Here is a 26,739-nt window from a genome sequence, read left to right on the forward strand (position 1 = left end):
ACTGCAGGGATGCCGCGGGGTCCGCCCGCGGCGGGAACTCACTTCACGGAACCGGTGCCGAGTCCGCCTCGCCAGAAGCGCTGAAGCAAGAGGAAAGCGACGATGAGCGGCACGATCGACAGGAACGCGCCGACCAGCACGTAGGTGCGCAGCTCGGGGATCTGGTTGAGCTGCGTGTTCCACGTGTAGAGGCCGTACGTGACCGGGAACAGCTCCTGGCTGCGCAGCATGATCAGCGGCAGGAAGAAGTTGTTCCAGATCGAGACGAACTGGAAGAGGAAGATCGTCACGAGCGCCGGCGCCATGAGACGCGTCGACACCGTGAAGAACGTGCGCACCTCGCCCGAGCCATCGAGGCGCGCCGCCTCGATGAGCTCGTCGGGCACCGACGACGACGCGTAGATGCGGGCGAGGTAGACGCCGAACGGGCTGACGATGCTGGGGAGCAGCACCGACCAGAACGTGTTCGTCAGGTTCACCTGGCTGAACAGCAGGAACAGCGGCAGGGCGAGGGCGGTCGCGGGGACCAGCACGCCGCCGAGGACGATGTTGAAGAACGCCTCGCGGCCGCGGAAGTTGTACTTGCCCAGGGCGTAGCCCGCCATGCCGGCGAAGACGGTCGCGAGCAGCGCCCCGAGGCCGGCGTAGGCGAGGCTGTTGAGCAGCCAGCGGAAGTAGATGCCGTTGTTGTACGAGACGAGGTCGCCGATGTTGGCGAACAGGTTCCAGTCGGCGAACCACAGCGCGTTGGTGGTCAGGAGCTGGCCGCGGTCCTTCGTCGAGGCGATGAACAGCCACCAGATCGGCACGAGGAAGTAGAGCGTGAACACGCCCATGACCAGCAGGGCGGCGGTGCGCGACAGGATGCTCTCGCGCGGTCCGCGCGTCTTCGGCAGGTCGGTCGCGAGGGCGCCGTTCGTACGGGTGAGGAGGCTCATTGCTCGGCCTTCCGCTGGGTGAGCTTCAAGAACGCGAACGACAGGACGCAGGTGGCCAGGGCCAGCACGACCGAGAACGCCGCCGCCAGATAGGGGTTCGGCACCGCGCTGGTCGCGTAGATCGTCATGTTCGGGGTGTACGTCGACGAGACCGCCGAGCTGAACGAGCGGAACACCTGCGGCTCGGCGAGCAGCTGCAGCGTCCCGATGATCGAGAACACGGCCGTGAGGATGATCGCGGGGGCGACCATCGGGATCTTGATCGACCAGGCGATGCGGATCTGACCGGCGCCGTCGAGGCGTGCCGCCTCGTACACCTCGGCGGGGATCGCGAGCAGCGCGGAGTAGATGATCAGCATGTTGTAGCCGACGAAGACCCACGTCACGACGTTCGCGATCGACCAGAGCACCATCTCGGGCGAGAGGAAGTCGACCGTGCGGGTGACGTCGGTGAAGGGCGACAGGTTGGGCGAGTACAGGAAGCCCCACATGATCGCGGCGATGACGCCGGGCACGGCGTAGGGCGCGAAGAAGGCGAGGCGGAAGAACCGCTTGCCCTTCAGGGCCGGAGAGTCCAGCAGCAGCGCGAACAGCAGTGCGAGCCCGAGCATGACCGGAACCTGCACGACGCCGAACAGCAGCACGCGCCCGACCGACTCCCAGAACGGCGCGTTCTGGAACACCTGGATGTACTGGGTGAGCCCGCCGAACACCTCGGTCGGCTCGCCGTACAGCCCGTCGCGCTGGACGACCAGGAGCGACTGCCAGATCGCGTACCCGATGGGGATCAGGTAGAAGAGCAGGAAGAGGATGCCGAACGGTCCGGTGAAGACCGCGATCGCCCCCTTGTGCGGGGTCTTGGCCCGCGGGATCCGCTTCGCGCGCGGCAACTTCGCCGACGAACGCGTCACGAGGACTTCCGTGGCGGTCATGCGGCCGCCTCCTCTCTGATGATGCGCACCGCTCCCGCAGGAACGGCGACGTGGCCGGCGACGGATGCGCCGGTCACGAGGTCGACGCCGTCGGAATCGACGTGGACCTCGGTCTCGCCGTGGTTGATCACGAAGAGATACGACGCCCCCTCGCCGCGTCGGCGGACGATCTCGAGATCGCCGGTGCCGGGCTGCGCGTGGGCGGCGGGGGCGACCCCCGCCTCGGCGGCGAGGCGCGCCGCCAGGTCACGGTAGTCGGCGTCGCTGAGAAGCGTCGCGAGATAGTGCGCCGTCCCGTCACCCCACGCGTTGCGGGTGACGGCCGGCATCCCCTGGGCGGGTCCGTCGGTGAAGGATGCCTCGACCCGGGCCGTCGTCGGGCGCGAACGCTCGGACCACAGCCGCGCGGTGGACCCGTCGCTCAGGGTGAGCGCGGCGTCGGGGGCGACGGGGGCGAACTCCTCGATGTGGAGGCCCAGCGCCTCGCGCAGCGGACCGGCGTACCCGCCGGTGTAGACGCGGTCGTTCTCGTCGACGATGGCGGTCGAGAAGGTGATGAGCGCGGTGCCGCCCGCCGCGATCCACGCGGTGAGGACCCCGGCATCCGCCTCGGTCATGAGGTGCAGACCCGGCACGACGACGAACCGGTAGGCCGACAGGTCGGCGCCGGGGGCGACGACGTCGACGGTCAGACCGTTCGCGTGGAGCGCCCGGTAGGCGGCGTGGACCTGGTCGAGGTAGCCGAGCGACTGGCTCGGGCGGGTCTCGCTCTGGCTCGCCCACCACGACTCCCACGAGAAGAGGAGCGCCACGTCGGTCTCGACGCGCGAGCCGGCGACCTCGCCGAGGCGGTCGACGATGCCGCCGAGCTCGACGACCTCGCGCCAGACGGCCGAGTCGGTGCCGGCGTGCGGCAGCATCGCGGAGTGGAACTTCTCGCTGCCCTGCACCGAGGCCCGCCACTGGAAGAAGCAGACGCCGTCGGCGCCGCGGGCGACGTGGGTGAGGGAGTTGCGGATCATCTCGCCCGGCGCCTTGGGCTTGTTGAGCGGCTGCCAGTTGACGGCGCCGGTCGAGTGCTCCATGAGGATCCACGGGGCGCCCTGCGCGAGACCGCGGGAGAGGTCGGCCGCGAAGGCGAGCTCCGACCGGGGGTCGCCGAGGCGGTGGTCGAGGTAGTGGTCGTTCGCGATGACGTCCATCTCTCCCGCCCACGACCAGTAGTCGAGGTTCTCGATGTGGGCCGTGACCATGAAGTTGGTCGTGACCGGCACGTCGCTGTGCGCGCGGATGGCCTCGGCCTCGGCGCAGTAGTGCTCGAGCAGCGCGTCGCTGCTGAAGCGGTGGAAGTCGAGGACCTGACCCGGGTTGCGGCTGGACAGCGTCGCCTTCGGGGTGAGGATCTCGTCCCACTCGTAATAGGTCTGACTCCAGAAGGCGGTGCCCCATGCGCGGTTCACCTCGGCGACCGTGCCGTAGCGGGCCTGCAGCCAGGCGCGGAAGGCGGCGGCGCTCTCGTCGCAGTGGCACAGCGCGTTGTGGCATCCGAGCTCGTTCGAGACGTGCCAGAGCGCGACGGCCGGGTGCGCGCCGTAGCGGGCGGCGACGGCGTCGACGAGGGCGAGGGCGGCCTCACGGTAGACGGGCGAGCTCGGGCACCACGCCTGGCGTCCGCCGGGGTAGCGTCGGGTGCCGTCGTCGACGATGGGGAGGATCTCGGGGTGCGCCGTCGTCAGCCACGCGGGCGTCGACGCGGTGCCGGTGCCGAGGTTCACCCGGATGCCGGCGGCGTGCAGCCGGCCGATGATGTCGTCGAGGCGGGCGAAGTCGTACTGCCCCGCGCGCGGCTCGAGGTGGGCCCAGCCGAAGATGTTGATCGCGACGAGGTCGACGCCGGCCTCGCGCATGAGCGCGATGTCCTCGTCCCAGACGTCCGGCGTCCACTGTTCGGGGTTGTAATCGCACCCGAACGCGATGCCGTCGTGCTCGAAGGGGCGGGCGGGGACCGACATGTTCTCCTCTGGATCCTGTGAACGTGCACAGGTCCGAGCGGAGGCCCTCCGCGTTGAGGCTCTGTGAACGTGTACAGACTAGGTGGGACGTCGCTGGCTGTCAATCATTGATAGGGAATCTCGGTGCGCGGTGTGTGCGTGCACATACGATGAACGCGTGAGCAGCGATCGCACGGATGTCATGGGCCGCCGCCGTCGCGCGACCGTCAAGGACGTGGCCACGGAAGCCGGCGTCTCGCGGGGCACCGTCAGCCGGGTGCTCAACGGGCAGCCCTACGTCTCGGATGAGGCACGCGAGGCCATCGAGGCCGCCATCGCCAAGGTCGGCTTCGTCCCGAACCGCGCCGCCCGGAGCCTCGTCATGCAGAGCTCGCAGGCGATCGGCCTCATCGTCCACGAGCCGCACTCGCTCTTCGTCGAGGACCCGAACATCGGCTCGATCCTCCTCGGGGCCAATGCCGCCCTGTCGGAGGCGGACTACCAGCTGACGTTCATGATCGCCGACACGACCCGCGACATCGAGCGCCTCGCCCGCTATCTGAGCGGAGGCCTCATCGACGGCGTCATCATCGTCTCGGCCCGCGTCGGCGACCCCATCACCCGCGCCGTCGCCGACCTCGGCCTGCCCGCCGCGTTCGTCGGACACCCGCGCGACATCGGCGACGCCGCCTTCGTCGCCATCGACAACCGCGGCGCGGCGCGCGAGATCACGAACCGGCTCGCCGCGACGGGCCGCCGCCGGATCGGCATGATCGCCTCCGCTCTCGACCGCGACTCGGGATCGGACCGCCTCGCGGGATTCGTCGACGCCCTCGGGTCTCGGTTCGAACCGAGCCTCGTCGAATCCGTGCCGCTGTACTCGTACTCCGACGGGCAGGCCGGGATGCGGGCGCTCCTCGAGCGCGCGCCCGACATCGACGGCGTCTTCGCCTCGAGCGACGCCGTCGCCGCCGGGGCGATGGACGTCCTCCAGGCCGCGGGTCGGCGCATCCCCGAGGACATCGGCATCGTCGGCTTCGACGACAGCTCGTGGGCGCTGCGCTGCGATCCGCCCCTGTCGACCGTGCACCAGCCGGCCGATCGACTGGGCCGTGCGGCCGCGGAGTCCGTGCTGCGACAGCTCCGCGGCGAGGCCCCCGACGCGGGCGGGCACGTCCTCGAATGCCCCGTCGTCTGGCGCGGCTCCGCCTGATCGGCGTCGGCACGGAATGCCGGGCGACCCGCGCCGGTTGCAGCCCAGGATATGAGCATTGCGACCCCGGCCCTCTCCGTTCTCGACCTCGTCCCCGTCCGCACGGGGCAGACCAGCAGCCAGGCGATCGCCGCCTCGCTCTCCCTCGCGCAGCGCGCCGACGAGCTCGGCTACCGGCGCTACTGGTTCGCGGAGCACCACAACATGCCGGCCGTCGCCTCGACCACTCCCCCGGTGCTGATCGCCGCCGCGGCGGCGCGGACCCGCCGCATCCGTGTCGGCTCCGGCGGCGTCATGCTGCCGAACCACTCCCCGCTCGTCGTGGCAGAGCAGTTCGCCGCCCTCGAAGCCCTCGCCCCCGGTCGCATCGACCTCGGCATCGGCCGCGCCCCCGGCTCGGACCCCGTCATCACGCAGCTGCTGCGCCAGTCGGGGACCACGAGCGACGTCGAGCGGTTCCCGAACCACGTCACCGACATCCGTTCCCTCGTCTCGGCCGAGGGCGCGACGCTGCGGTTCACCTCGGGCGGCACGTACGACGTGCGGGCGACGCCCGCGTCGACCAGCACCCCCGAGGTGTGGCTGCTCGGCTCGAGCGACTACTCGGCCCAGCTCGCCGCGGGGATGGGCCTGCCGTACGTGTTCGCGAATCACTTCTCGGGCGACGGCCTCGAGCGGGCGCTCGACCTCTACCGCGGGCAGTTCCAGCCGTCCGAGACGCTCGCCGAGCCCCGCACCTTCGTCACGGCCAACGCCGTCGTCGCCGACACCGACGCGCAGGCCCGCGCCGCCGCGCTGCCGCAGGCGCGCATGATGGCGCGTCTGCGCGGCGGCAAGCCCCTCACGGCGCTCGAGACCGTCGAGCAGGCCGCGGCGGCCGAGGCCTCGGACGGGCTCGCCGCCCCCGTGTTCGACGCGATGATGTCGCGCTGGTTCGTCGGGACCGGCCCCGAGGTCCGCAGCCGGCTCGCGGAGTTCGCCGCCGGCCACGGCGTCGACGAGGTCATGGTGTCGCCCGTGTCCGCCGCGACCGAGGACGAGCCGATGGATGCCGCGCCCTCGCGCCTCCGCACGCTGGAGCTGCTCGCGGCCTGAGGCGTGTGCCGCCTCTCGGGCGGCGACAACCGAGGAGATCCGTCACAGAGACGCGGTGGTAACCGGTTCCACCCGCCGCGCAGCGGCACATCTCCGCGGTTGGTGCCGCGCAGGCGGGCGGATCAGGCCTCGGGCTCGCCCGAGACGAGGCCGCGCAGCCAGTCGCGCGCCTCGACGAACACCTCGTCGGAGTACCGCTCGGGGTAGCGGACGATCGCGCGGTCGGCCCGCGGGTACGAGCCGAGGTAGAGCACCCGCGGCGAGAAGCGGCGCAGGCCCAGCAACGCGTCGGCCATGCGCTCGTCCTCGATGTGCCCGTCGGCGTCGATGACGAAGCGGTACCGGCCGAGCTCGTCGCCGATGGGGCGCGAGGCGAGCAGCGACAGGTTGATGCCCCGGGTCGCGAACTGCTCGAGCAGCTCGAGGAGGGCACCAGGGTGGTCCTCGGGCAGCTCGACGATGAGCGACGTCTTGTCGGCCCCCGTCGGCGCGGGCGGCGGAGCCGTGCGGCTCACCAGCACGAACCGCGTCACGGCGTGCGGATTGTCGCCGATCTTCTCGGCCAGCAGGTCGAGGTCGTAGAGCTTGAGGATGCCGGGCGGGGCGATCGCGGCATCCGCGGAGATCCCGCCGTCGACGAGTCCCACGGCGGCGGCGACGTTGCTCGTGGCGGGGATGTGCGAGTGCTCGGGCAGCGCGGCCGTCAGCCACGTGAGGCACTGTGCGTAGGCGACGGGGTGGGCTGCGACGACCGAGACGTCCTCGAGCCGCACGCCGGGCCGGGCGACCAGCACGAACTCGACCGGCACGAGGTACTCCCCCACGATGCGGAGTCCCGGCACGGTCGCCAGCGCGTCCTGCGTCGTCGAGACGCCGCCGTCGACGGAGTTCTCGATCGCGATCATCGCGGCATCCGACCGGCCGTCGGTGACGTCGGCGAGCGCCTCGCCGACGTTGCGGACGGGGCGCCAGGTCTGGTCGCGTGCTTCGGGGACCTGCGCGAGGGCGGCTTCGGTGAAGGTGCCGGCGGGGCCGAGGAAGCTGTACGTGCGACGGGTGGGGGAAGCCGGGGGCTCGGATGTCACGCGGACAGCCTAGTGGGCACCCCCATGAGCCCCACCGTCCGCGGCATCGGCTGTCGACGACGGATGCCGCTGATCAGTACACCCGCGACGAGAACCGCCCCGCCGACCACCTCTCCGACGCTCGGAGCCTCACCGCGCAGCAGTGCGGCCGAGGCCATCGCGACGACGGGCGCGAGCAGGATCCACGGCACGACGGCCGCGGACGGATTGCGGCCGAGCAGTCCGTTGAAGACGGCGTACGCGAACAGGGTGCACAGGCCCGCGGTGTAGAGGGTCGAGACGACGGCCTGGGGTCCGATGGCGGCGAGCCCCGCGACGATCGCCGCAGGACCGTCGATGACGAACGACAGGGCCAGGGCGGGGATCGGCACGACCAGCGACGACCAGACCGTCAGTGACAGCGTGCCGCCGCGGCCGATCCCGGTGACGACGCCCGCGCGGCGCGAGATCACGTTGCCGACGGCCCACGACAGCGCGGCCGCGAGCGCGAGGCAGACCGCGAGCACGGGAGCGTCGCCGCCGCGGAAGAGCGCCACGATCGCGAGACCGACGACGCCGAGGCCGACACCGGTGACCTGCGTCGCTGAGGGGCGCTCGCGCAGGGCGATCGCGGCGATCACGATCGTGAAGACCGCCTGCGCCTGCATGAGGAGCGCGGCGAGGCCCGGGCTCAGCCCCAGCGCGAGCGACGTGTAGAGGAGCGCGAACTGGCCGAGGCTCATGAACAGGCCGACTCCGACGATCACGCGCCACCCGGTCTGCGGCCGCGGCACGACGAGGACGGCGAGTGCGACGACGGCGAACCGGATCGCCGCGAACAGCAGGGGCGGGATGCCGCTCATCCCCCAGTCGATGACGACGAAGTTCAGGCCCCACAGCGAGGCGACGAGGGCGGCGAGGAGCATGTCACGGCGGGTCACGGGACCAGTCCATCCGCGGCATCCGTGAAGGACAAGCGATCATTCCGCGACGTGAATCGGTAGCATCGCTTCATGATCGATCTCGAGGCCGTCGTGTCCCTGCGCGCCGTGGCCACGGAGGGGAGCGTCGCCGCCGCGGCGACCGCTCTCGGCTTCACCCCCTCGGCCGTCTCGCAGCAGATCAAGCGGCTCGAGCGCAACACCGGCGTGACGCTGCTCGAGCGGGTGGGGCGAGGGGTCGTGCTCACCGAGTCCGCGACGCGCCTCGTCGTCTCGGCGACGCCGATCCTCGCCGACCTCGAGCGCGTTCGCGCCGACCTCCACGGGGGCGGCGAGCCCGACCGGGTCGCCGGCGATATCCGCATCGGGGCGTTCTCGACGGTGGTGCGCGGGGTCATGGTGTCCCTCATCGCGGACCTCGGCCGGCGGCATCCGGATCTGCGACTGCCGCTGCGCGAGAGCGAACCGTGGGAAACGGTCGCCCTCGTCGCGTCGGGTCAACGGGACCTGGGACTCGTGCACCGCTGGGGCAACGTCGCGCTCGCGATCCCCGACCACCTCGTCGAGACCCCGCTGTTCACCGACGTCGCCGACATCATCCTGCGCCGCGACCACCCGCTCGCCGGCCGCACCGAACTGCGCCCCGAGGACCTCGGCGGCGAGCCGTGGGTCGCGACGTTCGAGTCGACGATCTGCCGGCAATGGCTGCGGCGGCTGTTCGACGGCGTCGGCGGCGCGCCGCGGATCGTGCACGAGTCGATGGAGTTCGAGAACCACCTCGAAATCGCCCGCGCGGGCATCGCCGTCGCGCTGGTGCCGCGCCTGGGCCGCCCGCCGCTCGGCCCCGACCTGGTCGCGATCCCGACCGTGTCGCCGGAGTCCATCCGCGAGGTGTCGGCGATACACCGCCGGACCATGTCGGACTCGCCCGCCCTGCGGACCGTGCTCGACGCCCTGTCGGAACGGGCGGCGGCGATGGTCACCGAGGCGGGCCGCCTTCCGGCGTGAGCTCGCTGCGGATCCGCGACACGCAGGCGCTCCCGTCCGACTTCCCTGGCAGACTGGGCGAATGAGCCGCGCAGGACAGCCAGCCGAAGCCTCTGACCTCGTCGACGTGGACGCCCTCATCGGCGCCTACTACGACCTGAAGCCCGACCCGTCGGTCGCCGCGCAGCGGGTCGCGTTCGGGACGAGCGGCCACCGCGGCTCGTCGCTGTCACGCAGCTTCAACGAGGACCACATCCTCGCCACCACCCAGGCGATCGTCGACTACCGCGCAGCGCAGGGCATCACCGGCCCGCTGTTCCTCGGCCGCGACACGCACGGACTCTCGCTGCCCGCCGAGCACACCGCCATCGAGGTCCTCGTCGCGAACGGCGTCGACGTCCGCGTCGACAGCCGCGACTCGTGGGTGCCGACACCCGCCCTCAGCCACGCGATCCTCACCTACAACAAGGGCCGGGACGAATCGGATGCCGGTCGCGCCGACGGCATCGTCGTCACCCCCTCGCACAACCCGCCGCGCGACGGCGGATTCAAGTACAACCCGCCCCACGGCGGACCGGCCGACACCGACGCGACCGGCTGGATCGCCGACCGCGCGAACGCGCTCATCGAGGCGGGCCTGGAGGGCGTCCGACGCATCCGCCACGCGGACATCGACGACGCGACCCTCGGCCAGTACGACTTCCGCGAGGGGTACGTCGCCGACCTGGCATCCATCATCGACGTCGAGGCGATCGCCCGCTCGGGCGTTCGGATCGGCGCCGACCCGCTCGGCGGTGCGTCGGTCGAGTACTGGGCTCTCATCGGCGAGCGCTACGGCCTCGACCTCACGGTCGTGAACCCCGAGGTCGACCCGACGTGGCGGTTCATGACGCTCGACTGGGACGAGAAGATCCGTATGGATCCCTCCTCCCCCTCGGCGATGGCCGCCCTCGTCGCCCGGCGCGACGAGTTCGACATCCTCACCGGCAACGACGCCGATGCCGACCGTCACGGCATCGTGACGCCCGACGCCGGGCTCATGAACCCGAACCACTTCCTCGCCGTCGCGATCGACTACCTCTACCGCCACCGCGAGGGCTGGCCGCAGGATGCCGCCATCGGCAAGACCCTCGTGTCGTCGATGATCATCGACCGCGTCGCCGCCTCGCTCGACCGCACCCTCCTCGAGGTCCCCGTCGGGTTCAAGTGGTTCGTCCCGGGCCTGCTCGACGGCTCCTTCGCCTTCGGCGGCGAGGAGTCCGCCGGTGCGTCGTTCCTGCGCAAGGACGGTACCGTCTGGACGACGGACAAGGACGGCATCCTCCTCTGCCTGCTGGCCGCCGAGATCCTCGCCGTCACCGGCAAGACCCCCTCGCAGCGGTACGCCGAGCTCGAGGCCGAGTTCGGGGCATCCGCGTATCAGCGCGTCGACGCGCCCGCCTCGCCCGAGCAGAAGGCGGCCCTGTCGAAGCTCTCGGGCGACGCCGTGTCGGCGAGCGAACTGGCCGGCGACCCCGTCACGGCGAAGCTCTCGCACGCGCCCGGCAACGGTGCGGCGATCGGCGGGCTCAAGGTGCAGACCGAGTACGCCTGGTTCGCGGCGCGCCCTTCGGGCACCGAGGACGTCTACAAGCTGTACGCCGAGAGCCTCAAGGGTCCCGAGCACCTCGCGCAGGTGCAGGAGGAGGCGCGCAAGGTCGTCGCCGCCGCGCTGGGTTCTTGAGGCCGCGGGCGCTGGGTTCCTGAGTCCGCGGGCGCCGGGTTCCTGGGGTCCGGCGGCCCGGTCCCTGAGGTCCGGCGGCCCGGTTCCGCGCCAGTAGGCTCGGGACCATGAGTTGGCTCGTCACCGGAGGCGCCGGGTACATCGGCGCGCACATCGTCCGCGCTCTCGCCGAGGCGGGTCTCGACCCGATCGTCCTCGACGACCTCTCCAGCGGACACGCCGCGTTCGTGCCCGAGGGGGTCCCCTTCGTGCAGGGCACGATCCTCGACCAGCAGCTCGTCGCCGACACCCTGCGCACGCACGGCGTCGAGGGCGTCATCCACGTCGCCGGGTTCAAGTACGCCGGTGTCTCGGTGCAGCGCCCCCTCCACACCTACGAGCAGAACGTCGAGGGCACCCGCGTGGTGCTCGCGGCGATGGCGGATGCCGGGGTCACGAACATCGTGTTCTCCTCCAGCGCCGCCGTGTACGGCACCCCCGACGTGCCCCTCGTGACCGAGGACCTGCCCAAGCGTCCCGCCTCGCCGTACGGCGAATCGAAGCTCATCGGCGAGTGGCTGATCGCGGCGCAGGGCGTCGCGACGGCGGCATCCGATGCACCCCTGCGTCACACCTCGCTGCGGTACTTCAACGTCGTCGGCTCGGGTGACCCGTCGGTCTACGACACGAGCCCCCACAACCTGTTCCCGATCGTCTTCGAGATGCTGCTGAAGGGTGAGACGCCGCGCATCAACGGCGACGACTACGACACCCCCGACGGCACGAACGTGCGCGACTACGTGCACGTCGCCGACATCGCCGCCGCGCACGTCGTCGCGGCGCAGCGTCTGCGCGCGGGCGAACCGGTCGAGCCCGCCTACAATCTCGGTTCGCAGAACGGTCTGTCGGTGCGCGAGATCATGGATGCCGTCGCCCGGGTCACCGGCATCGCGTTCAGCCCCGAGATCGGCCCGCGTCGCGCCGGCGATCCCGACCGCATCGTCGCCACCGGGGAGCTCGCCGCCCGCGACCTCGACTGGAAGATGCGGTACACCGTCGACGAGATGGTGCGCACCGGCTGGGACGCCCGCCGCACCGCCGGCTGAGAGCCCCCGGTCACGCGCGAGAGCGCGCGTCCGTGCCGACAGCGCCGCCTGCTGACACGCTCGGACGGGCGCTCTCGGCAGCAGGGGGCGCTTTCGCGCGGACAACCGTGAGCGAGCGGGCGGCGCGTCAGCCCGACGCGCGGGCGATGAGCGTCGTCGGGACGACTGTCCGTGTCGCGGGCTCGCCGTCGAGCGTCGCCGCGAGGGCGGCGACGGCGGCCTCGCCGAGGGCGTCGAAGTCCTGCCGCACGGTGGTCAGCGGCGGGCGGTAGTCCGCGGCATCCGCCACGTCGTCGAACCCGATGACGGCGACGTCCTCCCGTCCCGCCTCGGCGAGCGCGCGCAGCACGCCGAGCGCCATCTGGTCGTTCGCGGCGAACACCGCGTCGACGCCCGGGTCGGCGGCGAGGACGACTCCCGCCGCGTGACCGGATGCCGCACCCCAGTCCCCGCGCAACGGTTCCCGGGGCGGCGGCCCGTCGTGCGCCGCCCGCCAACCGCGCTCGCGCTCGGCCGCCGCGAACGACCCGGCGGGCCCGGCGACGTGCGCGATCGCGCGACGCCCGGCATCCGTCAGCCTGCGTGTGGCCGCCTCGGCGCCGCCGGCGTGGTCGGACTGGACCGTCGCAAACGCCCCGCCGGGCGAGTCGACTGCGACCAGCGCGAGACCCGCGGGCGGCGCGACGCCCTCCGCGATGGCCGTCGCCTCGTTGAGGACGATCGCGCCGTCGACGCCGAGGTCGTGCAGGCGGTCGAACGCATCGGCGATGCCGGTCCGCTCGGCGAGGGAGATCAGGGTGACCGCCAGGTCGCGCCGGGCCGCAGCGGATGCCACGGCCTCGAGCATCCGCGAGTTGCCGACCGTCGCGAGGGTCGCGACGATGACACCGATCGTGCCGGAGCGGCCCGTGCGCAGGGCCCGGGCGGCGCGGTGCGGGCGGTAGCCGAGCTCGGCCATCGCCGCCTCGATGCGGGCCCGCGTCTCGGGGTCGACCCGCGGACTGCCGTTGACGACGCGCGAGACGGTCTGGCCGGAGACGCCCGCCGCCGCGGCCACGTCGGCCATCGAGACGCGTCGCTGCACGGCATCCTCCCCGGCGCGGCCCCGGCACGATCTGCGGAGATCCGCGCGATGTTGACGATAACACAGCCTTTCGGCTACCGTGTTGACGTGAACACGCCGCAGTTCGAGCCCACCCCCACCGAGACATCCGACCTCGGCGCCGGCGTCGTCAAGCGCAGCACCCGCCTCGCCGACGGCCGCGAGCTGATCTACTTCGACGACCCCGGCACGACGCTCGGCCCGGAGCGCGCCGTCGACACCCGCGATCTCGACGCCCGCCCCGAGACCGCCACGATGCGGCAGGACGTCCTCACCGGCGACTGGGTCTCCGTCGCCGCGAACCGGCAGAACCGCGCGTTCCTGCCGCCCGCCGAGCTCGACCCGCTCGCGCCGCAGACCCCGACGAACCCGTCCGAGATCCCGTCGCTCTACGACGTCGCCGTCTTCGAGAACAAGTCGCCCTCGTTCGGCCCCGCCCTGGCCGAGGCGACCGACGACGTTCCCGCCGCGGTCGACCCGCCGCGCGGGCTCGACGACCTCGCCCACCTCGAGCTCGGCCGCACCCGCACGAGCGTCGGCCGCACCGAGGTCGTCTGCTTCTCGCCCGAGCGCACCGGCTCGTTCGGCACGCAGTCCGTCACCCGTGCCCGCACCGTCATCGAGGCGTGGGCCGACCGCACCGCCGCCCTCTCCGCCCTCCCCGGCATCGAGCAGGTGTTCCCCTTCGAGAATCGCGGCGAAGCGATCGGGGTGACGCTGCAGCATCCGCACGGCCAGATCTACGCCTACCCGTACGTCACTCCGCGCACGACCCGTCTGCTCGACTCGATCGACCGCACCGCCCCCGACCTGTTCCAGCGCATCCTCGAGTTCGAGCAGGCCGGCCCCCGCGTCCTGCTGCGCGGCGAGCACTGGACCGCCTTCGTGCCGTTCGCCGCCCGCTGGCCCCTGGAGATCCACCTGCTCCCGCACCGTCACGTCGCCGACTTCGCGGCGCTCTCGGAGCCCGAGAAGGACGAGCTCGCCCCGCTCTACCTGCGACTGCTGCGCGGCGTCGACGCCCTCTACGAGTCCGAGACTCCCTACATCGCCGCCTGGCATCAGGCGCCGGTCCACGTCGGCCGCGACACCGTGCGCCTGAGCCTGCAGCTCACGAGTCCCCGTCGCGCCGCCGACAAGCTCAAGTTCCTCGCCGGATCCGAGGCCGCCATGGGCGCCTGGATCGGCGACGTCCCCCCGGAGGACGCCGCCGCGCGCCTCCGCACCGCCATCGAAGGAGTCACCCTGTGACCGCTGCCGGCGAGGCCCACGGCCTCTTCTCCACCCTCACCGGCAACGAGCCGGTCGGACTCTGGTCGGCGCCCGGGCGCGTCAACCTGATCGGCGAGCACACCGACTACAACGACGGGTTCGTCTTCCCGTTCGCGACGCCCCACCGGACGCACGTCGCGCTCGGCCGGCGCTCGGACGGCCGCATCCGCGTCGTCTCCACCTTCGACGAGGCGCCGGTCGAGGTGGCGCTCGCCGACCTCGACGCGCTGTTCCCCGAGCGCCGCGACGAGGTCGTCGAGTGGGCCCGGTACCCGCTCGGTGTCGCGTGGGCGCTGCTGCAGGCGACCGGGACGGATGCCGCATCCGTCACCGGTGTCGACCTCGCGTTCGCCTCGGACGTCCCCGTCGGCGCCGGGCTCTCGTCGTCGGCGGCCATCGAGGGTGCGACCGGCTCGGCGCTCAACGACGTGTGGGGGCTCGGCCTCGACCGCGTCGCACTCGCGCAGGCGGGACGCCGCGCCGAGAACGAGGCCGTCGGCGCTCCGACCGGGATCATGGACCAGATGGCGTCGATGCTCGGCGAGACGGATGCCGGCACCTTCCTCGACTGCCGCAGCCTCGACGCGCAGGTGGTCGCCCTCGGCTTCGACGCCGCGGGGCTCGAGCTCATGGTGATCGACACGCGTGTCGCCCACGCGCACTCGACCGGCGGCTACGGCGAGCGCCGCGCCGCGTGCGAGCGCGGTGCGGAGGCGATGGGCGTCCCGGCCCTGCGCGACGTGCGCGTCGACCAGCTGCCGCAGGTCGAGCAGCTCGTCGACGAGGTGACCTACCGGCGGGTGCGTCACGTCGTCACCGAGAACCAGCGGGTGCTCGACACCGTGCGTACGCTGCGCGAACAGGGCCCCCGCGCCATCGGCGACCTGCTCTACGCCTCGCACGCCTCGATGCGCGACGACTTCGAGATCTCGGTGCCCGAGCTCGACCTCGCCGTCGAGACCGCCCGCGAGAACGGCGCGGTCGGGGCGCGGATGACGGGCGGCGGATTCGGCGGGTCGGCGATCGCGCTCATCGACCGCGCCGCCGTCCCGGCCGTGCGCGACGCGGTGCGGGCAGCCTTCGCCGCGGCGGGGCACACCGAGCCGCACGTCTTCACGGTGCGACCGTCCGAGGGCGCCCGCCGCGACGGCTGATCCCGTTACGGCTCGGTAAAGCCGGCGATCCGCCCGTGCGCCCGCGGCGGGCGGAGGGCAGGATGGACCCATGCCCTTCGCCACCACCCCCGCCGCCGGCACGCCCCTCCTGCAGGTGCGCGACCTCGCCGTCGAGTTCCAGACCATCGACGGATCGGTGCGCGCCGTGGAGGGCGTCGACCTCGACCTCGCCGCGGGTGAGACGGTCGCGATCGTGGGCGAGTCGGGCTCGGGCAAGTCGACGACCGCGATGGCCGTGATCGGCCTGCTGGCCGGCAACGGACGCATCGCCGACGGCAGCATCCGCCTCGACGGCCAGGAGCTCGTCGGGGCGTCCGAAGCGACGATGCGCGGCATCCGCGGGGCGCAGATCGGACTCGTGCCGCAGGACCCGATGTCGAACCTCAACCCGACGTCGAAGATCGGCACGCAGGTCGCCGAGACCCTGCTCGCGCATGGGCTCGCGACGAAGAAGGACGTCGACCGGAAGGTCGTCGAGACCCTCGCGGCGGCCGGCCTGCCGAACGCCGAGGAGCGCGCGAAGCAGTACCCGCACGAGTTCTCGGGCGGCATGCGCCAGCGCGCGCTCATCGCCATCGGGCTCGCCTGCAACCCGCGCCTACTCATCGCCGACGAGCCCACGAGCGCGCTCGACGTGACGGTGCAGAAGACGATCCTCGACCAGCTCGGCCGCATGACGACCGAGCTCGGCACGTCCGTCCTGCTGATCACGCACGACCTGGGTCTCGCGGCCGAGCGCGCCGCCCGGGTCGTCGTCATGCACCGGGGCCGCATCGTCGAGCAGGGCCCCGCGCGGCAGATCCTCGAGGACCCGCAGCATCCCTACACCCAGTCCCTCGTGCAGGCGGCGCCCTCGGTCGCCGTCGCACGGTTGCGCCCCGAGGCGTTCACGGCCCCGACACCGGATGCCGCGCCGAAGCCGGTCGACAACATCGTCGAGGTCGAGGGGCTCACCAAGCTCTACAAGGTCCGCGGGCAGAAGGAGGACTTCGCCGCCGTTCGCGACGTCTCGTTCGCGATCCCCCGCGGCGAGACGGTCGCGATCGTCGGCGAATCCGGGTCGGGCAAGACGACGACGGCACGGATGCTGCTGAAGGTCGTCGACCCGACGGAGGGTGTCATCCGCTACGACGGTGCGGACGTGGCATCCCTCAAAGGACGGCAGCTGCGCGAGTTCCGGCAGAAGGTGCAGCCGATCTTCCAGGACCCGTACTCGTCGCTGAACCCCATGTTCACGATCGAGCGGATCGTGCAGGAACCGCTCGACTTCTACAACCGCGGCTCCGCGAAGGACCGTGCCGCGCGGGTGCGCAAGCTGCTCGACGACGTCGCCCTGCCCGAGTCGATGCTGCGGCGCTACCCGTCGGAGCTGTCCGGCGGTCAGCGTCAGCGCGTCGCGATCGCGCGGGCCCTCGCCCTGTCGCCGGAACTGATCGTCTGCGACGAGCCGGTGTCGGCGCTCGACGTTCTCGTGCAGGACCAGATCCTGTCGCTGCTGCGCGACCTGCAGAACGAGTACGGCCTGAGCTACCTGTTCATCTCGCACGACCTCGCCGTCGTGCGCCTGATCAGCGACTACGTCTGCGTCATGAAGGACGGCGCACTCGTCGAGGCCGCCTCGAGCGAGGAGATCTTCACGAACCCGCGCGACCCCTACACACGCAACCTCCTCGCCTCGATCCCCGGCAACGAGCTCGACATCGCCGTCTGACCCTCCTTCCGGCATCCCTCCCCTGTCACAAAACGCCGCCCGACGCGGCACGACGCGACAGGCGAACAGCGGATGCCGCGCCTCCGCAACCCTCCCCTGTCACAACACGCCGCCCCACGCCGCACAACGCGACAGACGAACAGCGGATGCCGCGCCCCCGCATCCCTCCCCTGTCGCGAACTGCCGCCCCACGCCGCACAACGCGACAGGCGAACAGCCCCAGCACGCACGGGCAGCGAAGCGATCCCGGTGGGCCGGACAGTCGGGGAAGGGGCCCTGTTGTCCGACCCGCCGGGATCGCGCAGCGGTACCAGCCGCCCCGCCGGGATCGCGCAGCGGTACCAGCCGCCCCGCCGGGATCGCGCAGCCGTACCCCGGCGCGACTACGGCACGACCGCGTTGCCGAGCCCGCCGAGCGTGTACAGCGCGGCCAGCCCCACGACCACGACGACGGCGAGCCCGACGACGACGAGCAGCGCCCGCCGGCTCACGATCAGCGCCCGCGCGTCCGGGGGTCCATGGCTTCGCGCAGCGCCTCACCGAAGAGCGTGAAGCCGAGCGCGGTGATGGCGATGCAGATGCCGGGGAGGAACGCCAACCACGGCGCGATGGCGAGTTCCGCCTGCGCGTAGGTGAGCATGCGGCCCCACTCCGCGGTCTCGGGGCGTCCGCCGCCGAGGCCGAGGAACGACAGCGCCGCGGCGTCGATGACGGCGGTCGCGAGCGACAGGGTGCCCTGCACGATGACCGGTCCGACCGCGTTCGGCAGGACGTGGGTCATCGTGATGCGGCCGCGACCGAGGCCGAGGGTCTGCGCCGAGAGGACGTAGTCGGCCGACCGCTGCTGCAGCATCGAGGCGCGGAGCAGGCGCGCGAAGATGGGCACCTGCGCGACACCGATGGCGATCATGACGGAGTTCTGGTTCTGGCCGAGGATCGCTGCGATCGAGACGGCGAGCAGGAGGCTCGGCACCGAGAGCAGGATGTCGACGAGTCGCATGATGACGTTGTCGACCCAGCCGCCGAAGGTGCCGGCGATGAGGCCCAGCAGCATCCCGCCGACGAGTCCGTAGGCGGTCGAGATGACACCGATGAGCAGCGACGACTGCGCTCCCCAGATGAGCTTGGACAGCACGTCGCCGCCGAACCGGTCGAGGCCGAGCGGGAACGCCGCGATCTCGCCGGGACCGGGGATGTAGGTCGGGGTGATCTCGCGCGCACCCGGGAGGTCGGTCTCGGGGTAGGGGGCGAGCAGCGGCGCGAGGATCGCGACGAGCACGAACAGCAGCACGATGACGAGGCCGGTCCACGCGACGGGGCTGCGCCGCAGGCGGCGGAAGACGTCGTGCCAGAAGCCGCCGCGCGGCGCTCCACCGCTGCCGGCCTTCAGGTCGACGGCCGTGGCGTCCTCGGCGGGGCTCCCGCCGGCGGCGGGGGGAAGGACGGTGCTCATGAGACCCTCACTCTCGGGTCGATCAGGCTGTACGAGACGTCGACGAGCAGGTTGATCAGCGCGTAGACGACGGCGATGAAGATGATGAAGCCCTGCAGGACCGGGAAGTCGCGGTTGAAGATGGCGCCGGCGAGGAACGATCCGATGCCGGGGAAGGCGAACACCGTCTCGGTGAGGATCGCTCCCGACAGCAGCAGACCCGCCTGCAGGCCGATCGTCGTGATGACCGGCAGCATCGCGTTGCGGAGGATGAAGCGGTTGCGCAGCAGCGCTCCGGGCACGCCCTTGGCCTTGCCGGTGCGGACGTAGTCCGCGTTCTGGACCTCGAGGACGGATGCCCGGGTGATGCGCACGATGATCGCGAGGGGGATCGTGCCGAGCGCCACCGCCGGCAGGATCAGGTGGAGGACGGCATCCCATGCCGCGTCGAACTCCCCTGTGATGAGGCCGTCGAGGACGTAGAAGTTCGTGTAGTGCGTCGCGTCGATCCGGGGGCTCTGGCGGCCGTCCGAGGGCAGCCATCCCAGCTGCACCGCGAAGACGTACTTGAGGATGAAGGCCAGGAAGAACACCGGCACGACGATGCCGAGCAGGCTGAAGACGACGGCGGCGCTGTCGGCCGCCTTGCCGTGGCGGCGGGCGGCCCAGTACCCGAGGGGCACGCCGACGCCGACGGCGATGATGAGCGCGGCGAGCGAGAGCTCGATCGTCGCGGGGAAGCGGCGCAGGAACTCGTCGAGCACGGGACGGCTCGTCTGCAGCGAGCTGCCGAAGTCGCCCGAGAGGAGCCTGCCGATCCACGTGAAGTACTGCTCGAGGAGCGGGCGGTCGAAGCCGTAGAGCTCGTTGATGCGGGCGACCGCTTCGGGGGTGGACTTCTCGCCGAGCAGGGCCTGGGCGGGCCCACCGGGGAGGGTTCTCACCCACCAGAAGAGCAGGATGCTCAGGCCGAGGAGGGTGGGGATCAGCAGCAGGAGCCTTTTGCCGATGGTTCGCAGCACGGGTGTCGCTTTCGGGGAGGTCGGTGCGGGGCGGGAGGGTGTCCCGCCCCGCACCGGTCAGGCGGCCGGGGCCGCCTCGATCGGCTTACTTCGTGAGGACGATCTCGCTGAACACCTCATCGTTCACGGGGCTCGCCGGGTAGCTCTCGACGCGGGGGTCGAAGGCCAGGGTGGGAGCCGGGTGGGCGAGCGGGACACCGGGGATGAACTCGGCGACCTGCTCGTTGATGTCGGAGTACACCTGCGTCTGCTCGTCGAGGTCCGCGATGCCGCGGGCGTCGGTCAGCGCGGAGAACAGCTCGGGGTTGTCGAAGCCCCACTCCGCCGACTTCTGGCCGAAGAAGACGCCGAGGAAGTTGTCGGTGTCGTTGTAGTCGCCGGTCCAGCCGAGCAGGTGGATGCCGTGGTCCGTGCCGCCGGTGATGAGGTCGAGGTACTCGCCCCACTCGTTCGACTGCGGCGTGGTCTCGACGCCGACCTCGTTCAGCTGCTTCGACAGCACCGTGAAGATCTGCTCGGGGTCCGGCATGTACGGACGCGAGACGTTGACCGGGTAGTTGAAGGTCAGCGCCAGCGGGTTGGCCTCGTCGTAGCCGGCCTCGGCGAGCAGCTGCTTCGCCTTCTCGGGGTCGTAGTCGTACGTCGTGACGTCGGCGTTCCAGCCGTTGACGGTCGGCGGCATGAACTGCGTCGCCTTCTCGGTGCCCTCGGGGAGGACCTGCGAGATGAGCGCGTCCTTGTCGACGGCGTACGAGAGAGCCTCACGGACCTTCGGGTCCTGCAGCTCCGGGACCGCCTGGTTGAAGGCGAGGTAGAGGATCGTGAAGGGAGGACGCGACACCATCTTGTAGCCGTCCTCCTCGAGAGCGGCCGTATCGGCGGGGCCGACGAGGTCGTACCCGTCGATGGAGCCCGACTCGAGCGCCTGACGGCGGGCGGTCGGGTCGTCGATCACGCGGAAGATGATCTCGTCGATCTGGCCGGCGTCGCCCCAGTAGTCCTCGTACGAGCTCAGCGTCAGCTGCTCGCCCGGCGACCACTCGTCGAACTTGTAGGGACCGGTGCCGACGGGGTGACCCATCGCGTACTCGCTGAGCGTCGGAGCCTCGGCGGTGCCGCCGACCTCGTCGGCCTTGTACTCCTCGAGGGCGGTCGGCGACTGCATCCCGAAGGCGGGGAGCGACAGCGCCGCGACGAAACCGGCGAAGGGCTTCTTCAGCGCGATGGTGACCGAGTCGTCGCCGTCGGGCGTGCAGGAGTCGTAGACCGCGGTGTCGGGGCTCGACGCGTAACCCTTGAAGAGCTTGTTGTAGTAGTAGCCGAGCGCCTCGCTGGCGGCCAGGCCCTCCCAGTTGTACCAACGGTCGAAGTTGGCGCAGACGGCCTCCGCGTTGAACGGCGTGCCGTCGTGGAACGTGACGTCCTTCTTGAGGGCGAACGTGTAGCTCAGCGAGTCGTCCGAGACCTCCCACGACTCCGCGAGGAGCGGCGCCGGGTCGGCAGTGCCGGGCTTGGTGCCGACGAGACCCTCGAAGATCTGACGCGAGACGCGGAACGTCTCGCCGTCCTGGGCGAAGGCGGGGTCGAGGCTGGCCGGGTCGGCCGAGGCGCCGAAGACGAACGTGCCGTCGACGTCGGCCGAGCCTTCGCCTTCGGTCTCGCCGCCGCGCTGACTGGCGCACGCGCTGAGCGCGAGCGCACCGATGACGAGGGCCGCGGCGCCCGCGACCACCCGCTTCCTGGACATGGGGAGCATTGCTGTGCACCTTCCGATGAGGCTCGTCGGCGATGCGCCTGGAGGGCGACGTTGCCGAAGGGATGCCGCTGACGCTACCTGCCGCACTGCGGGCAAGCGGTTACATCTGCATCTCGATCGTGTTTCTTCCTGCGGGCTACCGTAGACGAATGGCCCGCTCCCGCGACCCGATCGACCCGCCTGTCGCGAGACTGTCCGACGGCCGGCAGGCGCGCATCGTGCCGGGTCGTTTCGCCGGCGGCTGGGAACTGATCGTCGACACGACCCCCCAGTCGCACGTGGACCTCGACGATCCGTCGCACCTCCACTTCGAGTACGTCGCCCGGATGGGTGCGGTGATCGACCAGGTCGGGATGCCGGGCGAGCCCCTCACGGCCGTGCACCTCGGTGCGGGCGCCATGACCCTGCCGCGGTACGTCGAGCACACCCGGCCGGGGTCGCGGCAGCAGGTGATCGAGCTGGAGCAGGCGCTCGTCGACCTGGTCCGCGCGCACCTGCCGCTCCCCCGCACGGGACAGCTCCGGGTACGCATCGGCGACGCGCGCGACGTCGCGGCGCGCCTGCCCGCGGGGCTCGTCGGCAACGTCGACCTCGTCGTCTCCGACGTGTTCGCGGGCGCCCAGACCCCCGCCCACATCACGAGCGTGGAGTACTACCGCATCCTCGCGGGGCTGCTCGCACCCACCGGCATCCTGCTCGTCAACATCGCCGACGGCAGCGGGCTGGCCTTCGCGCGCCGTCAGGTCGCGACCGTGCGCTCGGTGCTCGAGCACGTCGTGATCCTCGCCGAGGTCGGCACACTCAAGAGCGGTCGGTTCGGCAACATCGTCATCGCCGCCTCTCCCGCTCCGCTGCCGATGGACTGGCTGCCGCGGCTCATGGCGGCGGGGCCGCACCCCGCGAAGGTCGCCCACGGCGCCGAGCTCGAGGCGTTCGCGCGCGATGCGCGGATCATGACGGATGCCGACGCCACCCCGTCGCCGAAGCCCGCCGCATCCGTCTTCGACCGCTGAGGCCACGACGCGCGGCGCGCCCTCAGCCGATTCCGGGTCCCGCCCGGCGACACTGGAGGCACACGTCGCTGGGTGGGAAGGATTGGCCGTGGGCTTCATCAAGGGATACGACCCGGAGACACTCCGAGAGATCGTCGACCTCGACGAATGCCAGGCACGGCTCGTCGAGCTCGGCGAGCAGCGCAGCCTCGCGGCGATGCTCGAGAAGGTGTGGCTCCTCAAGGTGACCGGCCGTCTCGACGACGCGCTCGTGGTGTCGGAGGAGTCGGTCCGTCTCGCGCGGATGGCCGGGACACGCAAGGACCTGCTGCGCGCACGGATGCTGCACGCCACCGTCCAGCAGTTCCGCGGCGCCTACGCGGCCGCGATCCACGAACTCAACACGTGCGTCGAAGAGGCCGAGGGCCAGGGCTGGGCGGCGGTGGCCGCGTTCGGCTGCCAGCACCGCGGGAAGGTGCACTTCGACGCCGGCGACGATGCGTCGGCGCGCGCGGACTTCAAGAAGGCGCTCTTCCTGCGGCAGGAGGCCGGGGCGCCCGAGGAGCAGCTCGAGTCGACGCTGCTCGCGATCGACGCCGTCGACCGGCGCCGCAACCGTTCCACGGTCGCCAGCTGAGCCGTTCCCGGCGAGTGTCGTACATCCGTTCTATCGTGCTGGCATGAGCGATCTGATCGACGTCCGCCGCGAGGCGGAGTCCCTGCTGCGGCAGCTGCTCGACGACTCGTGGAGCTTCGCGTTCGACAACGCCAAACGGCGCGCGGGCGCGTGCGACTACCTGCGCAAGCGCATCACGCTCTCGCGCTACCTCGCCGCGCGGTACGACGCCGAGACCAACCGGCAGACGATCCTGCACGAGATCGCCCACGCGATCGCGGGCGCCGCCGCCGGTCACGGCGCGGACTGGAAGCGCATCGCGCGCTCGCTCGGCTACACCGGCGGCGTGACGCACCGCGGTGAGACGGCGACCGAGCTCGCCCCCTGGGTCGGGGTCTGCCCCGCGGGGCACGTCGCCTACCGGCACCGCAAGGCCACGCGGGCGACCTCGTGCGCACGCTGCGCACCGACGTTCGATCCGCGCCACCTCATCACCTGGCGGCGGCGCGAGATCACCGCCGAGACGCGGCGGGCCGCCCTCACTCCGCGCTGATCGCCTCGTACGCCCGCCACACGCCGCCGCGCAGGACCGGCACCGCATCGTCGGCGTCGTGGACCGCGGCGGCGAGCACCTCGGCGCGGCGGTCGGCCTCGAGCAGCTCCTGCCCCGAGCCGCTCGCCGTCAGCAGGTGACGGACGGCGGAACGGAGCCCGCGGAAGGACTCGGATGCCGCCGCCGCCTCCGGCGACGAATGGTCGAGGCCGAGCGCCTCGAGGGCGGCGAACACCGCGCCCGCGCCCAGCTGGTCCTCGACCGAGAAGCGGAGGACCGCGGCATCCCCCTGCCCGGACAGCTCCCCCGCCGCGATCACGTTGACGCTCGTCCGCGCCGCGCGGCGGTTCTGCTCGGCCAGCACGGCGTGCGCGACCGCGGTCGCGTTGCGCAGGCACCCCAGGAAGACGACCGCGCCCGCGTCCGCGGCGGCCGAGGCGACGGCGGCGCCGTTGCGCGAAACGGCGTGGGCCGCGTCGTCGTGCGGCACGGTCTCGCCGCCCACGATCCGCGCCGACACGGTCGACGAGAACCGCAGGACGTCGACCACGACGACCACGTCCGCGGGGGCGAGGCGGCGCAGGCCCTCCTGCCCCCAGTCGAAACGCAGTTGGTAGCGGGACTGGTCGAATGGGCTCGCGGTCATCCCTCCAGCGTACGAGCGTCGACGACCGGCTTCAGCGCGAGCGCGAGGCCGAGGACGTTCCGCGCCGTGCGCTGCAGTTCACCGCGGGTGAGTCCGTCCGCGCAGGCGAGCGAGTCGAGGATCGACGTGTCGGCGTACGCCTGCGGCGCGCCGTCGCGCTTGACCCCGCCGGGCATGAGGACGTCCACCTGCGCACGGACGCGGTAGGCGTTGTCCGCGAGGGCGGGGAAATCGGGGTCGGCGGACTCCTCGATCCACCAGTCGGTGATGACCGTGCCCTCGTACCCCCACTCGCCCCGCAGGACGACCGTCGCGAGGTCGTGGTGGTAGTGCGCCCACACCCCGTTGATCTGGTTGTACGACGTCATGATCACGCGGGGCGCGGCTTCGCGCACGCAGATCTCGAAGCCGCGCAGGTAGATCTCGCGCAGCGCGCGTTCGGAGACCCGCGAGTCGTTGCGGGTGCGGTTGGTCTCCTGGTTGTTCGCGGCGAAGTGCTTCGGACAGGCGGCGAGTCCGGTGCTCTGCACGCCGCGCACGACGGCGGCGGCGATGCGTCCCGAGACGACCGGGTCCTCGCTGAAGTACTCGAAGTTGCGCCCGCACAGGGGGTCGCGGTGGATGTTCATGCCCGGGCTGAGCAGCACGTCCGAGCCCTTGCGCAGCATCTCCTGGCCGTGCAGCGCGGCGAGCTCCTCGATGAGCGGGACGTTCCAGGTCGAGGCGAACGCCGTCCCCGAGGGCAGCAACGAGGCGTAGGCCGCGAGGCGGATGCCGCTCGGCCCGTCGGTCGTCGTGATCGGCGGCACGCCCTTGGCGCGCAGCGACTCGGACACCCCGCCCAGCACGCCCGCGTTGCCGGCGGCCCCCAGCGGGCTGTCCATCGTGACGTCGCCGCGGGCGAGGAGCGACAGTTCCTCATCGCTCAGCTGCGCGACGAAGTCGTCGAGGGATGCCGCACCCGCGGCGACGTCGGCGAGGTCGACACCCCTGTCGCCCGTGTGTGGGATCTCGGCGGGCAGGGTGGTGAGGATCCGGTCGGCCCGCGCGACGGTGCGCGTGGGGACGGTCTCGTGGGCGACGACGGCCGAGCCGTCCGCCGCTCGCGCGAGCGTGAGTCGCTCGAAGGGCAGGACCGGGGCGGCGACCTCGGCGGCCGTGCGCACGACCCGCGTCTCGGGCACGTCGAACGCCGCCACGCGCGTCGCCGAGCGCACGTCGGTCCCCACGAACACGGGGTACTCGCCGGCTTCGAGGACCCAGGCGCTGCGGGTACCGGTCGCGCCGGCGTCGTCGTACGAGGCGAGGTCGTCGAGACGCACCGTGAGCCGGACCGTCTCGCTCGCCCCGGGCGCGAGCAGCCCGGTCTTGCCGAACGCCGCGAGCTGACGGGCGGGCTTGCCGAGGGCGCCGTCCGGAGCGCCGGTGTAGACCTGCACGACCTCCTTTCCGGTGACGGCCCCCGTGTTGGTGACGACGGCCTCGAGGGTCAGGGCACCGGCATCCGTCCTCACCGTCGTCGCCAGCTCGAACGTCGTGTACGACAGGCCGTGCCCGAACGGGAACAGCACCCGGTCGGGGGCGAACGTCTCGAAGTAGCGGTAGCCGACGAAGACGTCCTCGGCGTAAACGTTGACGTCGAGGTGACCGAAGTTCGGCGCACTGGGGTAGTCCTCGTAGCTGAGGGCGATCGTGTCGGTCAGCTTGCCGCTGGGGGCCGATTCGCCGGCGAGCACCCCCGCGACGGCGCGGGCACCCTCCATGCCGCCCTGCCAGGCCAGCAGCACGGCGCTGATCCGGTCGCCGTACGCGACGACCCACGACAGGTCCATCACGTTACCCGCGTCCACGACGACCACCACACGCTCGAAGTGCGCGGTCACGGCGTCGAGGAGGGCGCTCTCCTCCGGCGTCAGGTAGTAGCTGCCGGGCTCGAGGATGCTGTCGCGCGCCTCGCCCGCCGCGCGGCCGATGGCGACGACCGCCGTGTCGGCACGGGATGCCGCGGCCGCGACCTCGGCGTCAGCGATGGGCATCTCGGGGAAGTGGTGCGGCCACTGGCCCCAGTTGGCGGTGAACACCGGCCGGTTCTCGGCGGACCACGTCGAGTAAAGGGTCGCGAGGTCGTCGTCGACGCGGACACCCGCGTCGCGGAGCCCGGCGAGCAGGTTCCAGATGTAGGGCACCTTGACGTCGCCGCCCGAGCCGTAGCCGACGGCGAACCAGTCCACCTGCACCCGCCCGAAGACCGCGACGGTGCGCTCGCCGAGCGGCAGCGTGCCGTCGTTCGTCAGCAGCACGACACCCTCGGTGGCGGTCGCCCGCGCGATCTCGGCGAGGGCGGGATCGAGGGTCGGGTCGGTGTCGAGCAGCATCGACGAGATCTGCGCAACGGACTCGACGGGAGCGAGCGTGTGCGAGCGGTCGCCGGATTCGATGGCGGGTTCGAGGGGCATGGCGGTCTTTCGCAAGGGTCGCCGAGGCGACGGGAGT

General features: G+C 71.6%; 22 protein-coding genes. 11 read left to right on the plus strand and 11 right to left on the minus strand.

Annotated elements, in window-relative coordinates:
* Positions 1-38 precede the first annotated feature (38 nt).
* The 3 genes from ACPEH0_RS06655 to ACPEH0_RS06665 are packed head-to-tail and all read right to left on the minus strand — an operon-like array spanning position 39 to position 3,882.
* The gene (locus ACPEH0_RS06655) at positions 39-938 is read right to left on the minus strand and encodes a carbohydrate ABC transporter permease (protein ID WP_366213722.1); all 900 of its coding nucleotides are present in this window, start codon (positions 936-938) and stop codon (positions 39-41) included.
* Positions 935-1,870, minus strand: a complete 936-nt coding sequence (locus ACPEH0_RS06660; protein ID WP_366213721.1) for a carbohydrate ABC transporter permease — start codon at positions 1,868-1,870, stop codon at positions 935-937. The genes ACPEH0_RS06655 and ACPEH0_RS06660 overlap by 4 nt, the downstream gene beginning before the upstream one ends.
* Positions 1,867-3,882, minus strand: a complete 2,016-nt coding sequence (locus tag ACPEH0_RS06665; RefSeq protein ID WP_366213720.1) for a beta-galactosidase — start codon at positions 3,880-3,882, stop codon at positions 1,867-1,869. The genes ACPEH0_RS06660 and ACPEH0_RS06665 overlap by 4 nt, the downstream gene beginning before the upstream one ends.
* A 157-nt stretch (positions 3,883-4,039) precedes the next feature.
* Between ACPEH0_RS06665 and ACPEH0_RS06670 the strand changes: the two genes are divergently transcribed.
* Both ACPEH0_RS06670 and ACPEH0_RS06675 read left to right on the plus strand, forming a co-directional pair.
* Positions 4,040-5,074 carry a LacI family DNA-binding transcriptional regulator gene (locus tag ACPEH0_RS06670; RefSeq protein WP_366213719.1) on the plus strand — a complete coding sequence of 345 codons (1,035 nt, stop codon included), beginning with the start codon at positions 4,040-4,042 and terminating at the stop codon, positions 5,072-5,074.
* Positions 5,075-5,125: 51 nt separating this feature from the next.
* The gene (locus ACPEH0_RS06675; protein ID WP_366213718.1) at positions 5,126-6,169 is read left to right on the plus strand and encodes an LLM class flavin-dependent oxidoreductase; all 1,044 of its coding nucleotides are present in this window, start codon (positions 5,126-5,128) and stop codon (positions 6,167-6,169) included.
* 122 nt (positions 6,170-6,291) lie between these two features.
* Here the strand turns inward: ACPEH0_RS06675 and pheA are convergent, their stop codons facing one another.
* Both pheA and ACPEH0_RS06685 read right to left on the minus strand, forming a co-directional pair.
* On the minus strand, positions 6,292-7,254 hold the full coding sequence (gene pheA / locus ACPEH0_RS06680) for a prephenate dehydratase (protein ID WP_366213717.1): 963 nt from the start codon (positions 7,252-7,254) through the stop codon (positions 6,292-6,294).
* Entirely contained in the window at positions 7,251-8,174 is a 924-nt protein-coding gene (locus ACPEH0_RS06685) for an EamA family transporter (RefSeq protein WP_366213716.1), read from the minus strand. The genes pheA and ACPEH0_RS06685 overlap by 4 nt, the downstream gene beginning before the upstream one ends.
* A 72-nt stretch (positions 8,175-8,246) precedes the next feature.
* Here ACPEH0_RS06685 and ACPEH0_RS06690 point away from each other — a divergent pair, with 72 nt between their 5' ends.
* From ACPEH0_RS06690 to galE, 3 genes are all read left to right on the plus strand, one after another.
* On the plus strand, positions 8,247-9,182 hold the full coding sequence (locus ACPEH0_RS06690) for a LysR family transcriptional regulator (RefSeq protein WP_366213715.1): 936 nt from the start codon (positions 8,247-8,249) through the stop codon (positions 9,180-9,182).
* Between the two features lie 61 nt (positions 9,183-9,243).
* Positions 9,244-10,884: a phosphoglucomutase (alpha-D-glucose-1,6-bisphosphate-dependent) gene (pgm, locus tag ACPEH0_RS06695; RefSeq protein WP_366213714.1), complete on the plus strand. Its 1,641-nt coding sequence runs from the start codon at positions 9,244-9,246 to the stop codon at positions 10,882-10,884.
* A 107-nt stretch (positions 10,885-10,991) separates the two neighbouring features.
* The gene (gene galE, locus ACPEH0_RS06700) at positions 10,992-11,969 is read left to right on the plus strand and encodes a UDP-glucose 4-epimerase GalE (protein ID WP_366213713.1); all 978 of its coding nucleotides are present in this window, start codon (positions 10,992-10,994) and stop codon (positions 11,967-11,969) included.
* Positions 11,970-12,096: 127 nt separating this feature from the next.
* Here galE and ACPEH0_RS06705 read toward each other — a convergent pair whose 3' ends face one another.
* On the minus strand, positions 12,097-13,035 hold the full coding sequence (locus tag ACPEH0_RS06705) for a LacI family DNA-binding transcriptional regulator (protein WP_366213962.1): 939 nt from the start codon (positions 13,033-13,035) through the stop codon (positions 12,097-12,099).
* A gap of 105 nt (positions 13,036-13,140) precedes the next feature.
* Between ACPEH0_RS06705 and galT the strand changes: the two genes are divergently transcribed.
* The 3 genes from galT to ACPEH0_RS06720 all read left to right on the plus strand — a co-directional run bounded on the left by galT (position 13,141) and on the right by ACPEH0_RS06720 (position 17,229).
* Positions 13,141-14,322 (plus strand): galactose-1-phosphate uridylyltransferase, encoded by a 1,182-nt coding sequence (gene galT / locus ACPEH0_RS06710; protein ID WP_423719430.1) that lies wholly within the window; start codon positions 13,141-13,143, stop codon positions 14,320-14,322.
* Complete coding sequence (gene galK / locus ACPEH0_RS06715) at positions 14,319-15,497, plus strand: galactokinase (RefSeq protein WP_366213710.1); 1,179 nt, start codon at positions 14,319-14,321, stop codon at positions 15,495-15,497. The genes galT and galK overlap by 4 nt, the downstream gene beginning before the upstream one ends.
* Positions 15,498-15,567: 70 nt before the next feature.
* Entirely contained in the window at positions 15,568-17,229 is a 1,662-nt protein-coding gene (locus ACPEH0_RS06720; protein ID WP_217529473.1) for an ABC transporter ATP-binding protein, read from the plus strand.
* A 493-nt stretch (positions 17,230-17,722) separates the two neighbouring features.
* Here the strand turns inward: ACPEH0_RS06720 and ACPEH0_RS06725 are convergent, their stop codons facing one another.
* The 3 genes from ACPEH0_RS06725 to ACPEH0_RS06735 all read right to left on the minus strand — a co-directional run bounded on the left by ACPEH0_RS06725 (position 17,723) and on the right by ACPEH0_RS06735 (position 21,439).
* On the minus strand, positions 17,723-18,682 hold the full coding sequence (locus ACPEH0_RS06725) for an ABC transporter permease (RefSeq protein ID WP_064003763.1): 960 nt from the start codon (positions 18,680-18,682) through the stop codon (positions 17,723-17,725).
* A complete protein-coding gene (locus tag ACPEH0_RS06730; RefSeq protein ID WP_363379009.1) occupies positions 18,679-19,683 on the minus strand; it encodes an ABC transporter permease in 1,005 nt (334 codons plus the stop codon). The genes ACPEH0_RS06725 and ACPEH0_RS06730 overlap by 4 nt, the downstream gene beginning before the upstream one ends.
* A gap of 85 nt (positions 19,684-19,768) precedes the next feature.
* Positions 19,769-21,439 (minus strand): ABC transporter substrate-binding protein, encoded by a 1,671-nt coding sequence (locus tag ACPEH0_RS06735; RefSeq protein ID WP_366213709.1) that lies wholly within the window; start codon positions 21,437-21,439, stop codon positions 19,769-19,771.
* 149 nt (positions 21,440-21,588) lie between these two features.
* Here ACPEH0_RS06735 and ACPEH0_RS06740 point away from each other — a divergent pair, with 149 nt between their 5' ends.
* The 3 genes from ACPEH0_RS06740 to ACPEH0_RS06750 all read left to right on the plus strand — a co-directional run bounded on the left by ACPEH0_RS06740 (position 21,589) and on the right by ACPEH0_RS06750 (position 23,600).
* Complete coding sequence (locus tag ACPEH0_RS06740) at positions 21,589-22,452, plus strand: spermidine synthase (protein ID WP_366213708.1); 864 nt, start codon at positions 21,589-21,591, stop codon at positions 22,450-22,452.
* An 88-nt stretch (positions 22,453-22,540) separates the two neighbouring features.
* Positions 22,541-23,068, plus strand: coding sequence for a hypothetical protein (locus tag ACPEH0_RS06745; RefSeq protein ID WP_064003759.1), 528 nt, complete (start codon positions 22,541-22,543; stop codon positions 23,066-23,068).
* A gap of 43 nt (positions 23,069-23,111) precedes the next feature.
* A complete protein-coding gene (locus ACPEH0_RS06750) occupies positions 23,112-23,600 on the plus strand; it encodes a SprT-like domain-containing protein (protein WP_217529482.1) in 489 nt (162 codons plus the stop codon).
* Here the strand turns inward: ACPEH0_RS06750 and ACPEH0_RS06755 are convergent.
* A complete protein-coding gene (locus ACPEH0_RS06755) occupies positions 23,587-24,246 on the minus strand; it encodes a 2-phosphosulfolactate phosphatase (protein ID WP_359920256.1) in 660 nt (219 codons plus the stop codon). The two genes, ACPEH0_RS06750 and ACPEH0_RS06755, sit on opposite strands and share 14 nt — an antisense overlap.
* Entirely contained in the window at positions 24,243-26,702 is a 2,460-nt protein-coding gene (locus tag ACPEH0_RS06760; protein WP_366213707.1) for a beta-glucosidase, read from the minus strand. The genes ACPEH0_RS06755 and ACPEH0_RS06760 overlap by 4 nt, the downstream gene beginning before the upstream one ends.
* Positions 26,703-26,739: the final 37 nt, after the last annotated feature.

The sequence above is a fragment of the Microbacterium sp. NPDC079356 genome (assembly GCF_049545465.1).
GTDB classification, from domain to species: domain Bacteria; phylum Actinomycetota; class Actinomycetes; order Actinomycetales; family Microbacteriaceae; genus Microbacterium; species Microbacterium gawkjiense.

Bases quoted from the DNA above. Each gene is read 5' to 3' on its own strand.
- ACPEH0_RS06655 (WP_366213722.1), bottom strand. From the start codon at position 938: ATGAGCCTCCTCACCCGTACGAACGGCGCCCTCGCGACCGACCTGCCG.
- ACPEH0_RS06660 (WP_366213721.1), bottom strand. From the start codon at position 1,870: ATGACCGCCACGGAAGTCCTCGTGACGCGTTCGTCGGCGAAGTTGCCG.
- ACPEH0_RS06665 (WP_366213720.1), bottom strand. From the start codon at position 3,882: ATGTCGGTCCCCGCCCGCCCCTTCGAGCACGACGGCATCGCGTTCGGG.
- ACPEH0_RS06675 (WP_366213718.1), top strand. From the start codon at position 5,126: ATGAGCATTGCGACCCCGGCCCTCTCCGTTCTCGACCTCGTCCCCGTC.
- ACPEH0_RS06690 (WP_366213715.1), top strand. From the start codon at position 8,247: ATGATCGATCTCGAGGCCGTCGTGTCCCTGCGCGCCGTGGCCACGGAG.
- pgm (WP_366213714.1), top strand. From the start codon at position 9,244: ATGAGCCGCGCAGGACAGCCAGCCGAAGCCTCTGACCTCGTCGACGTG.
- galE (WP_366213713.1), top strand. From the start codon at position 10,992: ATGAGTTGGCTCGTCACCGGAGGCGCCGGGTACATCGGCGCGCACATC.
- ACPEH0_RS06705 (WP_366213962.1), bottom strand. From the start codon at position 13,035: ATGGCCGACGTGGCCGCGGCGGCGGGCGTCTCCGGCCAGACCGTCTCG.
- ACPEH0_RS06720 (WP_217529473.1), top strand. From the start codon at position 15,568: ATGCCCTTCGCCACCACCCCCGCCGCCGGCACGCCCCTCCTGCAGGTG.
- ACPEH0_RS06725 (WP_064003763.1), bottom strand. From the start codon at position 18,682: ATGAGCACCGTCCTTCCCCCCGCCGCCGGCGGGAGCCCCGCCGAGGAC.
- ACPEH0_RS06735 (WP_366213709.1), bottom strand. From the start codon at position 21,439: ATGCTCCCCATGTCCAGGAAGCGGGTGGTCGCGGGCGCCGCGGCCCTC.
- ACPEH0_RS06740 (WP_366213708.1), top strand. From the start codon at position 21,589: ATGGCCCGCTCCCGCGACCCGATCGACCCGCCTGTCGCGAGACTGTCC.
- ACPEH0_RS06750 (WP_217529482.1), top strand. From the start codon at position 23,112: ATGAGCGATCTGATCGACGTCCGCCGCGAGGCGGAGTCCCTGCTGCGG.
- ACPEH0_RS06755 (WP_359920256.1), bottom strand. From the start codon at position 24,246: ATGACCGCGAGCCCATTCGACCAGTCCCGCTACCAACTGCGTTTCGAC.
- ACPEH0_RS06760 (WP_366213707.1), bottom strand. From the start codon at position 26,702: ATGCCCCTCGAACCCGCCATCGAATCCGGCGACCGCTCGCACACGCTC.